Genomic DNA, 13,401 nt, shown 5'->3' on the forward strand with positions numbered 1-13,401 from the left:
CCGGGGTCAGGCGGGCGCGGCCAGCATCTCCATCAGCTGCGCCACCGCCTCGTTCCAGGCGGCTGTTTCCTCGGGCGACAACGCGCCACCCATCACATCGGACAAGGCGGTCTGCAAAGCGCGGGCCGCCTTTTTCAGGTCGTCACGGTTCAGATTGAACCGCGCATGTGACCGGGCCAGACCGCGCCCCAGAAGCTGGAAACTCTTTGCGTCGCTCATACCGCGGACGGTGGCGGCCAGCATCGAGGCGAACATTTCCTTTTGCGCCGGAAAATCGCCTTTGAACAGCCGCCGGGATTCGGGCAGTTCCTGAAAGAGGTGGAGATAAAACCGCTCGGTCAGATCCGCCTTGCGCGCGAACACACGGGCGAAACTGGACTGCACCAGCCGAATCTGATCGTCGGTCATGCCACCTCGCTCAACTGCAACCACCCCGGACGTCCCGGGTCATGGGCGAGTATGGGGACGACCGGTTAACGGCAGGTTTCCGCAGTGCAGAATACCAGCGGGCGACCAGCCCTGATCAGCTTTGATCTCACCGCCGTTTGCGCGCCAGCTTGCGGTTCAGCTTGTCCGCCTTGTGCTTGGCCTTGGCCGCCTTGCGACGCACCACGCGCTTCCCCTTGGACGGGGCGCCGCCGCGCGGCATCTCGCTGTCTTCCAGGCTCAGCATCTCGAACTCGAGCCCGCCGGTCACCGGCGAGGCCTGCGCCAGCCGCACCGTTACGCGCTGCCCGATCGAGATGAGCAGCCCGGTTTCCGAGCCCATCAGCGTCCCCGCCTCGCGGTCGAAATGGAAAAACTCGCGCCCCAGCGAACGCACCGGCACCAGCCCGTCGGCGCCGGTCTCGTCCAGCTTCACAAAGGCGCCGAACCGCGCGATGCCGCTGATCCGACCGGTGAACTCATTGCCCACCCGTTCCGACAGATAGGCCGCCAGATAGCGGTCGGTTGTGTCGCGCTCGGCCATCATCGAACGGCGCTCGGTGTCCGAGATATGGGTGGCGATCCGGTCCAACTGCTCGATCTCGTCCGACGTCAAACCGTCATCACCCCAACCATGCGCCTTGATCAGACCGCGATGCACGATCAGGTCGGAATAGCGCCGGATGGGCGAGGTGAAATGCGCGTAATTCCTGAGCGCCAGACCGAAATGCCCGAAATTCTCGGGGTTGTAATAGGCCTGCGCCATCGACCGCAGGGTCGACATGTTGATCAGCTCTGCCTCGTCGGTGCCCGCCGCCTGGTGCAGCAGCGCGTTCAAGTGACGGGTTTGCAGCACCTGCCCCTTGGCCAGCGTCAACCCGGATGCCTGCGCCGTCTCGCGCAGCGCCTCCAGCTTTTCGGGTGCGGGTTCCTCGTGCACCCGGAACAACAGCGGCACGCGCTTGGCGATCAGCGTCTCGGCGGCGGCCACATTGGCGAGAATCATGAACTCTTCGATCAGCTTGTGCGCATCCAACCGGTCACGGAAAGCCACGCTGTCCACATGGCCCTTGTCGTTCAGCACGATCTTGCGTTCCGGCAGATCAAGGTCGAGAGGCTGGCGCCGGTTGCGTTCCGCGTCGAGTGCTTTGTAAGCGGCATAAAGCGGCTTCAGCACCTCATCCAGCAGCGGCCCGGTCTTGTCGTTGGGGCTGCCATCGATGGCGTCCTGCACCTCCTGATAGTTCAGCGAGGCGACTGACCGCATCATCGCGCGCACAAACCGGTGCCCGATCTTGTTGCCTTGCGCGTCGATCTGCATCCGCACCGCGATACAGGCGCGCGGCACGCCTTCGTGCAGCGAGCACAGATCGCCCGACAGCCGGTCGGGCAGCATCGGCACCACCCGGTCGGGGAAATAGGTCGAGTTGCCACGCTTGCGCGCCTCGCGGTCCAGTGCGTTGCCCGCGCGGACATAGGCCGCCACATCGGCAATTGCGACCCAGATCACATGGCCGCCGGGGTTCTTGGGATCATCATCGGCATGGGCGAAGCAGGCATCGTCATGGTCGCGCGCATCCGAAGGGTCGATAGTGATCAGCGGCATATCGCGCAGATCCTTCCGCCCCGACAGGCCCAAAGGTTTTGTCCGGTCCGCCTCTTCGATCACCTTGTCGGGGAAATCGTCGGGGATGCCGTGCTGATGAATGGCGATGAGCGAGACCGCTTTGGGCGCGCTCGGATCGCCCAGCCGCTCGATGATGCGGGCGCGCGGCAGGCCCATGCGGCCCTTGGGCCCGGCCTGTTCAGCCTCGACCAGCTCGCCGTCCTTGGCGCCATGCACCGCGCCTTCGGCCACCAGCCATTCGTTCTGGCCCGCCTTGTCGATGGGCACGATACGCCCGCCCTCGGCCCCCTTGCGGAAGATGCCAAGGATCTTGTGCGGGTTGGTGCCGATCCGGCGGATCAGCCGCGCCTCGTAATTGTGATCCTCTTCATGCACCACGGTCAGGCGGGCAAGGATACGATCCCCCGCCCCCAGCGCCGGGTCGCTGGCGCGCGGCAGCACCAACACGATGGGTTCCACCCCTTCGCCATGCCATTCCAACGGACGCGCGAAGAGATCGCCGTTCTCGTCGGGTTCCTTGACCTGCAACACGCTGACCGGCGGCAGCCGATCCGGGTCGGCATAGCTGCGCTTGCGCTTCTCCAGATGGCCCTCGGCCTCCAGCTCCTTGAGGACGCGTTTCAGGTCGATCCGGTCCGAGCCCTTGATGCCAAAGGCCTTGGCGATATCGCGTTTCGAGGTGAGCGTGGGATGCGCGGAAATCCAGTCGAGGATTTCCTGCTTGGTAGGGATGCGAGTCATACCCCCGCCGTAGCACGCGGCGCGGTTGGCGTCACCGCAAAAGCGACGGCATAGGGGCATCGCCCAGATCGGCGGCGGTATCGACATCTTGAAGCATGTCGACCAAGGCAACCCGATGCCCGCGCAACCCGGTAAGCGTATCGTCCAGCGTGTGCTCACTGGACCAGCGCACATGGCCGAACAGGTTTGGCGGTAACGCGCACCGCCGCGAAGCCCCCACCAGCCAGTAACCGCCATCGGGTGCCGGACCAAACACGTAATCGGCCCGACCCAGCGCCGCAAAGGCGCGGGCAACATGTGCGCGGGTGACGCCGGGAATATCCGCGCCAATCAGACAGACCGGCCCCTTGGGCGCATGCCGCAACTGCCGCGCCATGCGCTGGCCAAGATCGCCGCGCCCCTGCGGGCGGCGCGCCAGATCGGTGGGCCAGGCCCGGCTGGCCAGACCTTCGGCATCGGGCGACACCGCCAACACGATGCGCCAGCGCGGATCACGCAACCGCCGGAGCAGTGTCCGGGTCTGATGGCGAAACCACCAGGCCGCGCCCACCATGCCGATATCGCGCCCCAGCCGGGTTTTCACCCGGCCCGGGCACGGTTCCTTGACCATGATGACCAGTGTGCGCTGCATCGCTTCGGCTCAGGCGAAATAGTCCCTCAGGATCCGTCCATAGATCGCCTTGAGCTGATGGATCTGGGCAATCTCGACCCGCTCATCCACCTGATGCATGGTGCGGCCCACCAGCCCGAACTCGACCACCGGACAATGATCCTTGACGAACCGCGCATCCGAAGTCCCGCCCGAGGTCGACAGCACCGGCACCACGCCGGTTTCCACCTCGACCGCGGCCGCCACCAGATCGGACAGCGCACCGGGCGGGGTGAGGAAGCTTTCGCCCGAAATCTTCACCTTCATCTCGACCGTGACGCCGAATTCCTCGGCCACCCGGTCCGCCTCGCCCTGCATCCACTCGGTCAGGCTGGCACCCGAATGCAGGTCGTTGAACCGGATGTTGACCGCCGCGCGGCATTGCGCCGGGATCACGTTGGTCGCGGTATTGCCGGTGTCGATGGTCACAACTGCGAGCGTAGACGCGTCAAAATGGTCAGTCCCCTGATCCAGTTCGTGGCTTGCCAACCGGTCCATCAGCCGTGCAATCGCCGGCAACGGATTCCTGGCCCGGTGCGGATAGGCCGAATGCCCCTGCACGCCCGTCACCGTGAACCACGCGGTCATCGACCCGCGCCGCCCGATCTTCATCATCTCGCCCATGCGGTCGGGGCAGGTCGGCTCTCCCACCAGGCAGACCGACATCCGCTCGCCCGAAGCAGCCATGTAGTCGAGGAGCGCGGTGGTACCGTCCAGCGCGTCGCCCTCCTCATCCCCGGTGATGGTGATGATCACCGCGCCCTCGGGCGGGGTGCTGGTGACCAGGTCCACCGCTGCCGCGACAAAGGCGGCAACGCCCGATTTCATGTCGGTGGCGCCGCGCCCGTAGAGAAAGCCATCCTTTTCCTCGGCCCCGAATGGCGCCATGGTCCAGGCCGCCGCGTCGCCCACCGGCACCACATCCGTATGGCCGTTGAACCCAAAGCTGCGTGCGTGTCCCTTGTCACCCCAGCGAGCAAACAGGTTGCAGATACCGCCCCGGTCAACCCGGGAACAGGTAAATCCCGCCTGTGAAAGCACCCGCTCAAGCACGTCAAGCGCGCCGTCATCGGCGGGCGTGACCGAGGCGCAGCGGATCAGGTCGGCGGTCAGGCGCGCGGCGTCGAGTGTCATTCAGGTCTCCTTGGCGGTTTGGGCATCGTCCGGAACGGGAAATGTGACGAAAACGTCGCGTTGCCACCTCTGAATTGCCCGTTTTCACTTAACAGCGACAGAACTCCCATGCTAGCCTATAGGTAGAAAACAAAAGACCCGAGGCAGGGTTACGAGCAGCAAGGCCGCAAAGCGAGCAGTAACAATCGCAAAGACGGCTGAACCAAACCGGCAACCGCACGACAGATGCGATCGGTTTCGCGTGGTGCGTGGCGAATGCCCGCTCCGTCCTCCCTGCCCAGGATCGTGAGACCGTGGGGCAGGAGATGGCAACAGGCGCCGAGCTGAACTATAATCAGGGTGCCTCTGCAATGCAGATGGCGCAGACAATCTTTGGCGACGGGGTCACCGTTGTCGGCGCTTCCTATTCCGGTTGGAGCCAGTCTTCGGCGATCTATTCCAACGGTGACGCGCTGGCGCCGGGGGCCACCCCGGGTGATACCGGTGTGATCCTGTCCACCGGGCGAGCCAGCCATTTCACTCGCAACGGCAGCGACCCGAACCGGTCCACCAACACCTCGACCAATACCTCGGGCGAAAACAACAACCCCGATTTCAACGCCGCAGCCGGCACCAATACCTATGACGCCTCGTATCTGGATGTCAGCTTCATCCCGGAACACGGCGTCATGACGATGCAATTCGTGTTCTCGTCCGAGGAGTATCCCGAGTTCCAGAACTCGGTCTATCAGGATTTCGTCGGCGTCTGGGTCAACGGGCAACAGGCCCAACTGGAGGTCGGCAACGGCGATTCCGATCCCGGCAACATCAACTCGGTCAACAACCAGAACCTGTTCCTGGACAACACGGGCGACGCGTTCAATACCGAGATGGATGGGCTGACCGTCACCATGACCCTGACGATGAACGTGATCCCCGGACAGGTGAACACGATCCGTATCGGGGTCGCCGACGTGTCCGACAGCAACTACGATTCTAACCTGCTGATCGCCGCCAACAGCGTGCAAACCCGGCTGGTCGCGGTCGCCGATCACAGCACGATCTATCCCGGCGGCAGTGTCACGATGGATATCCTGGACAACGATATCAACCACTCGGGCGCCACCCTGACCATCACCCACCTGAACGGCATTCCCGTCACCGCGGGCAGCACGATCACGCTGGCCACCGGGCAGACCGTAATGCTCAACGCCGATGGCACCATCACCGTGACAGGCGATGGCGATGTCGAGCATTTCAATTTCACCTACACGGTGACCAACGGCACACAGACCGACACCGGCATCGTCAACGTCAACGCGATCCCCTGTTTCGTGGCAGGGACGCTGATCGACACCCCCTATGGCGAGCGCCTGGTCGAGCGACTGACGCCGGGCGACCAGGTGCTCACCCGCGACAATGGCCCGCAAGAAGTGCGTTGGGTCGGCGAGCGTACAGTTGACGCCGAGGGCGATTTCGCCCCCATCCTGATCCGCGCCGGAACCTATGGCGCCCAACGTGACCTCCTGGTCTCGCCACAGCACCGCATCCTCATCAGCGACAGCCTGAGCGAGCTGCTGTTCGGCGAACGCGAGGTTCTGGTCGCCGCCAAGGATCTGGTAGATGGGCGCCGGATCCGTTTCATGCCCGGCGGGCGCGTCACCTATGTCCACGTGATGTTCGACAATCACGAGGTGATTTACTCCAAGGGACTGGCGAGCGAAAGCTTCCTACCCGGCCCGCAAACCACGCATCTGTTCGAGCCCGAGACCTTGACCGAGATCCGAACGCTTTTCCCCGAACTCGACACGGCCACCGGCCAGGGTTACGGCCCAGCCGCCCGTCGGATCCTGCGCAAATACGAAACCGAGCTTCTGCTCACATCGGCAAAGGTGGCCTGACATGGGATGGATCGCCGTTTCCGCCCCCGAGAACGAACATTTCCGCCCTGAGGGGCTTGGCGCCTCGGCAAATGCGCCTTGCTTGGTCGGCACCCATGAAGACGACCTCATGGTTCGCGGCACCCTTGTGTTTGAAACCCGGCTTCCAAACGCCCAGCGTCCGCGAATCCTGTTGCAGTTCGACCGCGGCGGCGCCTGGCCATTTCACCTGTCATTGCAGGCGATCCCGGGTGGCGGGCTGATACTGATCGTCAATCAGGGCGGCTCGGTCCTGCATCAGGTTCTGAACGTGGCCGATACCGGGCGCATCGACACCTTGCGGCTCAGCTATGCCTGGGATGCACCGGCCCGTGCCGGATGGCTGGCCCTGGAACATGACGAACGCGAATATGCGCATCTGATCGAGGTCGAGGCCCCCAGCCCGCTGCGCGTCGGTGATCTGCGGATGCTGTTTCGGGACGGCCCGCACCGTTTCACTGCCCCCGAACTGGTCTATTTCGCGTTGTCGAGCGAAATCGAACCCGTGGGCCCGATGCCTTCGCTGCACCCGGAAACGCCGATCGCAACACCAGAAGGATACCGGCCCCTGTCGCGGATCCGGCGCGGCGACACGGTGATCGTCGCCAGCGGCGAGGCGGTTCCGGTCCTGCACCGGGTCAGCCGCACGATGCCCGCCTTCGGCAGCACCCGGCCCCTGACGATCCGCCGGCCCTATTTCGGTCTGAGACAGGACATCCAGGCCGCGCCCGCACAGCGACTTTTGCTCTCGGGAACCGAGGTGGAATACCTGTTTGGCCGAGAATCGGTGCTGGTGCCCGCCCGCCATCTGACCGGCGGGCATTCTGTCCTGCCCGCGCGCGCTGGCCTGACCGCTACCTATGCGCAATTGCTGCTGCCCACCAACGAAGCAATGGTCACCGCCGGGGCGCTGGCCGAAAGCCTGTTCATCGGTCGTCTGCACCGCAAGCCGCTTCATCTGGCCGCCAGCGTGCTTGCCGGGATCGAGCGCAGCCGCCTGCCCGATCATGGCCGCCCGAGCCATCATGTTCTGCGCGCGTTTGACGCCCGCATCCTGGCCGAGGCACGCGTCGCCTGATCCGAACCGGATGATGCTCAAGGTTCGGCCCTTGCGCATGACGGGCGCGGGCGGACTCGACAGTTAGCACGCCCGACGGGAAGCAAGCCCGGCTTTTCCCCTTGCCATGACCGAAGCTGACCACGGGGTCACCTTGTTTGAAGGACCCGGCTGGGGTATGGGGCAAAAAACCGGAAAACACCAAACCCATGCGCAAGCTCCTCATCTCTGTCTGCCTGGCCCTGGGATTGTGGCCGCAAGTGCTGTTGGCGCAGTCGCTGAACGTCGCCACGGTCACGCGTCCTCCCTTCTCTTTTGTCGAGGATGGGACAGAGACCGGTTTTTCGATCGATCTGCTCTCGGCGTTGGCCAACAAGCTTGGCTGGACCTACACGCTGGACCGCAAGGACAAGTTCCCGGACATGCTGACCGCCGTTATCGACGGAGAGGCGGATATGGCAATCGCCAATATCTCAATCACCGCCGCGCGCGAGACCGAGATGGATTTCAGCCAACCGATCTTTGAATCCGGGCTCCAGATTCTGGTGCCGTCCGAGACCAATGCCGGTTCATCGCTCCTGAGGGCGCTGTTGTCCCGCGACCTGTTCATGGCCATCGGCGCAGCCTTCTTCATCCTGCTGACCGGCGGTATGTTGATGTGGTATTTCGAGCGGCGCGCGCAGCCCTATTTCGATCGCAAGCTGCACGAAGCCTGGTTTCCCTCTTTCTGGTGGGCGCTGAACCTCGTCGTCAATGGCGGGTTCGAGGAACGCGTGCCGCGCACCGCCTTTGGCCGGCTGTTCGGCGTTGTGCTGGTGATCTCCTCGCTTTTCGTGGTTTCGGTCTTCACCGCGCGCATCACCTCGGTCATGACCGTCGAGGCGATCAGCGGCTCGGTGAACTCGGTCAACGATCTCTACGGGCAAGAGGTCGGCACCATCGAAGGCTCCACCGCCGCCGGCTTCCTCAATCGTCGTGACATCGGATTTGCCGCTTTCTCGAACCTTGACGAGATGCTCACCGCCTTTGAACAAGGCGCGCTCGACGCATTGGTGTTCGACGCGCCGATCCTGTCATACTATGCTTCGCATCAGGGCAAGGGCAAGGCCGTCACTACCGGGTCGGTGTTTCTGCGCGAGAACTACGGGATCGCATTTCCAACCGGATCAAGCCGGGTTGAAGACGTCAATCAGGCGCTGCTCGCCCTGCGCGAGGATGGCACTTATGACCAACTTTACCGCAAGTGGTTCGGGCGCCGGAACTGATCCGCCTCAGCCCGCCGCCTCGTCGTCGTCGAAAAACGGTGTCATCTGGGCCACGATGACGGCATTTTCGTCCAGCGCCCGCTGCATCAGCGCACGCTCTTCCGTATCGATCTCGTGACCCTGCGCCTCGCGCTCTTCGAGCGTGCCGTATCCGGTGACATCCAGCGGCGCGGTGTCGGCCTGTTTCAGAATCGCCACCGTTTCGCGTACCGCTTCGGCCTCGTCCACGCCGCTGGCATAACACATCAACGCCGCGCCGGTTGCCCCGTCAGGCAGGCCGTCACCGGACTTGCGCCCGATCTGGACGACAAGGGTATAGACTTGCTGGCGGGATTGTTTGGCGGGCTTTTCCATGCTGCCGCCTTAGCCTGCGCCAATCGGCAGGTCAACGCCCGACAGATGCGGACATTTTTCCAAGAATACCAGACATCGCACCAGCCGTTGGTAAGAGCACGGAAAGGGTCAACGGGATAGGCCGGGGAGACGACAATCAGCAAGGCCCGCCCAACATGCCTACAGCCAGTGAACTTCCCATCGATACTTCAGCATCTGCCACGGACATGGCGGATGCCATGTTTGGCTCGGGGATAGAGGTGGTAACAGCCAGCTATACGGGGGCCACGTCAGCCTCAGGCATTTATTCGAACGGAGATATCGTCGCGCCCGACATCACACCGTCCGACAGCGGGGTGATCCTGTCCACCGGCAACGCCACCTCGATCACCAACAGTTCGGGCGACGCGAACGTGTCGGCGGGCACCAGTACCAATCACGGCCTTGCAGGTGACGCGCAATTGTCCGAGATGGCGGGCGCGCAGACCTATGACGCGTCTGTGTTCGAGGCCAGCTTCATCCCCGAAGGATCGACCCTGACCATGCAGGTGGTGTTCTCGTCTGAGGAATATCTGGAATATGTGGGGTCCGGTTTCAACGATGCGGTCGGTATCTGGGTGAACGGCGTGAAGGCCGAACTGACGGTCGGTGACGGCGACATCACGATCGACAGTATCAACGATCAGTCGAACTCAAATCTCTATGTCGACAATCCGGCCTCGGGCGAGATCGCCAATACCGAGATGGACGGGTTCACCGTGACCCTGACGCTCAAGGCGCCGGTCAATCCCGGCGAGGTCAACACGATCAAGATCGCGATCGCGGACAGTGGCGACGGTGCCTATGATTCGAACCTGCTGATTGCCGGCGACTCGATCCAGACCGCCCTGATCGCCGAGGATGACAGTGTCGAAATCACTGGTGGCAATGCGGAAACCGTTGACGTTCTGGCCAACGACAGCTCTTCCGTGGGCGGCACGCTGACCATTACCAAGATCAACGGGCAGCCGGTATCGGCGGGGGATACTGTGACCCTGCCGACGGGAGAGACGATCCTGCTGAACCCCGACGGGACATTCACCATCGTTTCCGATGGGTCCGAGGAAAGCAGCAATTCCTTTTCTTACGAGGTGACCGATTCAGCCGGCAACACTGATACCGGTTTCGTCACGGTCAAGACTACACCCTGTTTCGTCGCGGGCACCCCTATCCGGGTCCTCAATGGCCGTGTTCCGGTCGAGAAGCTTGAGGTCGGAGATCTCGTGATGACCCGCGACAACGGCCCCCAGCCATTGCGCTGGATCGGTCGCACGACCCGCCTGTCCAAGGGGATCGACGCGCCGGTTCTGATCCAGCGCAACGCGCTGGGGCGGCATGGCCCGGTCGCGGTCTCACCCAACCACCGCGTGATGCTGGAGATGTCGCGCTCCGAGCTGCTGTTCGGGTCTCGCGAGGTTCTGGTCAAGGCCAAGGACCTTGTGAACGGACGAGATATCAAACGGTGCTCGGACGGGCTGCCGGTGACCTATGTGCATCTTCTGTTCGACCGGCACGAAGTGATCTGGGCCAACGGGCTGGAAAGCGAAAGCTATCATCCCGGCGACATGTCCATCGGGGCCTTCGATACCGCCACGCGCAGCGAAATCCTGCGACTGATGCCCGATTTGTCAGCGCCAGATTACGGCTACGGTCCCGCCGCGCGCCCGGCATTACGCAGCTATGAAGTTCGCGCGCTCATGCGGGCCTGATGGAAAACAAAAAGGCCGCGGCACCTTTGCGCCACGGCCGAACCTGATGCGACTTGTCGGCAGGTCAATCCCGCAGCAACTCGTTGATGCCGGTTTTCGACCGGGTCCGCTCATCCACCCGCTTGACGATCACCGCGCAATAGAGGCTGACACCGCCAGTCGACGGCATCGAACCCGAGACCACCACCGAATATGGCGGCACCTCGCCATACATGACCTCGCCAGTCTCGCGGTCGACGATCTTGGTGGACTGGCCGATATAGACGCCCATGCCCAGCACAGAGCCTTCGCGGATGATGCAGCCTTCGACCACTTCGGAACGCGCCCCGATGAAGCAATTGTCCTCGATGATGGTGGGCCCAGCCTGCATCGGCTCCAGCACGCCACCGATACCGACACCGCCCGACAGGTGCACGTTCTTGCCGATCTGGGCACAGCTGCCCACCGTGGCCCAGGTATCGACCATGGTGCCGCTGTCCACATAGGCCCCTAGGTTGACGAAGGACGGCATCAGCACCACGCCCGGTGCGATATAGGCCGACTTGCGCACCACGCAGTTGGGCACGGCACGGAACCCGGCGGCCTTCCACTGGTTCTCGCCCCAGCCTGCAAACTTGCTGTCGACCTTGTCCCACCAGCCGCCGCCCTGCGGGCCGCCCGACTGGATTTCCATATCCTTGATGCGAAAGCCCAGCAGCACCGCCTTCTTGGCCCATTGGTTCACGTGCCAGCTGCCATCGGCCTGTTTCTCGGCCACCCGCAGCGCGCCGCTGTCCAGCGCGGCCAGCGTGTCCTCGATCGCCTCGCGAGTGGCGCCTGTGGTGGCGGGTGTGATGCTGTCGCGCGCGTCCCACGCGGCCTCGATGGCGGCTTCCAGCTCTTGGTTGGACATGAGGTCTTGCTCCCTGATGAATGCGTCACGTTGGTTTCGCCTATACGCAAGCGCGGACCAAGGCGCAATGCGACGCGCCCGGGCCCGATTGCGGCCTTGTGCGTCTTCCAGCGCCCCCAGCGCGGCGAACATCTCGGGATCGGCGCCGGTCCCGGCATTGGGCGCGGTCAGCAACACGTCGCTATAGAACACCGAATTGGCCCCCGCCAGAAAGCACAGTGCCGGCTCGGCTGCGCTGAAATCCGAACGCCCGCCAACCGTTGTGCCAGCCGCATGCCTTTGATCGGGAGCAACGCATTGATCGGAACGCTTTCGGGATGGGGAGCGAGATTCGCCAGAACCAGCAACATCGGCCACAAAGGGTGCCATGCCATAGGTGAGCAGCATGTCGGACGGTACGAATTGCGCCAGCCCAGGCCCCTCGAGCCTCAGCAGCCCCTCGCGCGCCGGCACATGACTGGCATCAAAGGCACGCGCGATATGGTCCTGACGCAGCTTCTCGTCCGCTGGCAGGGCGCCGGTCATAATCCGCTGGCTGAGCCGCGCTTAGAACGTGTCGGCGATGGTTGCCGTCAGGAATTTTAATAAAGATCCCGGGTACAACCAGCGCAAGCCGCAATCATCACCCGGCAAAGGGATCCGGGGCGATATTGCCACCGCAAACCAGGACGGCCACACGTTCACCCGGTTCGGGCCGATAGGCGCCACACATCAGCGCCGCAAGCGCAGTTGCGCCCGCTGGCTCGACCAGAACCCGCCGCTCGGACCAGAGCGCGCGCTGGGCCGTCGCGATGGCCGCATCCGGAACCAGGACCGACTGGGCGCCCCCCTGCGCGAGACCGAAACAGATTTCGCCGATCCGCCGCGCGCCCAACGCATTGGCGGCGATACCCGAAACCTCGACATCGACCGGCAGGCCGGCGGCCAGCGCGGCATTCAAGGCGCAGGAGGTTTCGGGCTCGACCGCGACCACCTTGCGTGCGCCCTGCCACCAGGCCAGCGCACCAGCTACGAGCCCACCCCCACCAACCGCGATCACAACGGTATCGGCCTCTAGCCCCTGCGCGTCCCATTCGGCGAAACAGGTACCCTGCCCCGCCACGGTCGCGGGCGCGTCATAGGCATGGATCTGCATCGCACCAGTCGCAGCTTCATGCGCCTGTGCAAGGGCCAACGCATTGGCATATTCGCCCGGCACCACCGCAAGATCGGCGCCGGCATCCCGGATCAGGGCGATCTTGGCGGGGCCTGCCATCTCGGGCACGAAGATCTTGGCCTGATGGCCAAGCGCGCGGGCGGCGAAGGCCACCGCCGCACCGTGATTGCCACCCGAGGCAGCCACCACCCCGGCCGCGGGCACGTCGCTGGACAGCAGGGTATTGAAGGCCCCGCGCGCCTTGAAACTGCCGGTATGCTGCATCTGTTCCAGCTTCAGGCTGAGCGGATATGACAGGCCAAATCCGCGCGTCTCCATCACCGGGGTCACTTGCACATGCCCGTCAATTCGTGCCGCCGCCGCTGTGATCTCTGCTTTCCAATCCATTCTCATACCCTCTTCACCACCCGCCTCTGGCGCTTGCCCCGCGAACCCTATAGCTGTGGGGCAAAGACGCAAGCAGGGAAGCCCGCAG

11 protein-coding genes and 2 pseudogenes are annotated in these 13,401 nt (G+C 63.7%); 4 read left to right on the forward strand and 9 right to left on the reverse strand.

Annotated features, from left to right (window positions below; translation table 11 throughout):
- Window positions 1–6: 6 nt before the first annotated feature.
- From AC2FNA_RS11100 to dapE, 4 genes are all read right to left on the reverse strand, one after another.
- Window positions 7–408, reverse strand: coding sequence for a globin domain-containing protein (locus AC2FNA_RS11100; protein WP_496826492.1), 402 nt, complete (start codon window positions 406–408; stop codon window positions 7–9).
- Between the two features lie 127 nt (window positions 409–535).
- On the reverse strand, window positions 536–2,794 hold the full coding sequence (gene rnr / locus AC2FNA_RS11105) for a ribonuclease R (RefSeq protein WP_496826494.1): 2,259 nt from the start codon (window positions 2,792–2,794) through the stop codon (window positions 536–538).
- A 31-nt stretch (window positions 2,795–2,825) separates the two neighbouring features.
- A complete protein-coding gene (locus AC2FNA_RS11110) occupies window positions 2,826–3,425 on the reverse strand; it encodes a TIGR04282 family arsenosugar biosynthesis glycosyltransferase (protein WP_496826496.1) in 600 nt (199 codons plus the stop codon).
- Between the two features lie 9 nt (window positions 3,426–3,434).
- On the reverse strand, window positions 3,435–4,577 hold the full coding sequence (gene dapE, locus AC2FNA_RS11115) for a succinyl-diaminopimelate desuccinylase (protein WP_496826498.1): 1,143 nt from the start codon (window positions 4,575–4,577) through the stop codon (window positions 3,435–3,437).
- A 305-nt stretch (window positions 4,578–4,882) separates the two neighbouring features.
- Here dapE and AC2FNA_RS11120 point away from each other — a divergent pair, with 305 nt between their 5' ends.
- The 3 genes from AC2FNA_RS11120 to AC2FNA_RS11130 all read left to right on the forward strand — a co-directional run bounded on the left by AC2FNA_RS11120 (window position 4,883) and on the right by AC2FNA_RS11130 (window position 8,797).
- Window positions 4,883–6,457: a Hint domain-containing protein gene (locus AC2FNA_RS11120; RefSeq protein WP_496826500.1), complete on the forward strand. Its 1,575-nt coding sequence runs from the start codon at window positions 4,883–4,885 to the stop codon at window positions 6,455–6,457.
- A gap of 1 nt (window position 6,458) precedes the next feature.
- Window positions 6,459–7,553, forward strand: a complete 1,095-nt coding sequence (locus AC2FNA_RS11125) for a Hint domain-containing protein (RefSeq protein ID WP_496826502.1) — start codon at window positions 6,459–6,461, stop codon at window positions 7,551–7,553.
- 188 nt (window positions 7,554–7,741) lie between these two features.
- The gene (locus AC2FNA_RS11130; RefSeq protein WP_496826504.1) at window positions 7,742–8,797 is read left to right on the forward strand and encodes a transporter substrate-binding domain-containing protein; all 1,056 of its coding nucleotides are present in this window, start codon (window positions 7,742–7,744) and stop codon (window positions 8,795–8,797) included.
- A 6-nt stretch (window positions 8,798–8,803) separates the two neighbouring features.
- On the opposite strand, the gene AC2FNA_RS11135 is transcribed toward AC2FNA_RS11130, so the two are convergent.
- Window positions 8,804–9,151, reverse strand: a complete 348-nt coding sequence (locus tag AC2FNA_RS11135) for a DUF8846 family protein (protein ID WP_234138622.1) — start codon at window positions 9,149–9,151, stop codon at window positions 8,804–8,806.
- A gap of 155 nt (window positions 9,152–9,306) precedes the next feature.
- Between AC2FNA_RS11135 and AC2FNA_RS11140 the strand changes: the two genes are divergently transcribed.
- Window positions 9,307–10,878, forward strand: coding sequence for a choice-of-anchor L domain-containing protein (locus AC2FNA_RS11140; RefSeq protein WP_496826506.1), 1,572 nt, complete (start codon window positions 9,307–9,309; stop codon window positions 10,876–10,878).
- Between the two features lie 64 nt (window positions 10,879–10,942).
- On the opposite strand, the gene dapD is transcribed toward AC2FNA_RS11140, so the two are convergent.
- The 4 genes and pseudogenes from dapD to AC2FNA_RS11160 form a co-directional block, all read right to left on the reverse strand.
- A complete protein-coding gene (gene dapD, locus AC2FNA_RS11145) occupies window positions 10,943–11,770 on the reverse strand; it encodes a 2,3,4,5-tetrahydropyridine-2,6-dicarboxylate N-succinyltransferase (protein ID WP_496826770.1) in 828 nt (275 codons plus the stop codon).
- Window positions 11,771–11,944: 174 nt separating this feature from the next.
- A pseudogene (locus AC2FNA_RS11150) lies at window positions 11,945–12,157 on the reverse strand (hypothetical protein); the annotation flags it as partial.
- A gap of 6 nt (window positions 12,158–12,163) precedes the next feature.
- A pseudogene (locus AC2FNA_RS11155) lies at window positions 12,164–12,295 on the reverse strand (GntR family transcriptional regulator); the annotation flags it as partial.
- A gap of 97 nt (window positions 12,296–12,392) precedes the next feature.
- Window positions 12,393–13,313 (reverse strand): threonine/serine dehydratase, encoded by a 921-nt coding sequence (locus AC2FNA_RS11160; protein ID WP_496826508.1) that lies wholly within the window; start codon window positions 13,311–13,313, stop codon window positions 12,393–12,395.
- Between the last annotated feature and the right edge of the window lie 88 nt (window positions 13,314–13,401).

The sequence above is a fragment of the Ruegeria sp. YKSD163 genome (genome assembly GCF_059612905.1).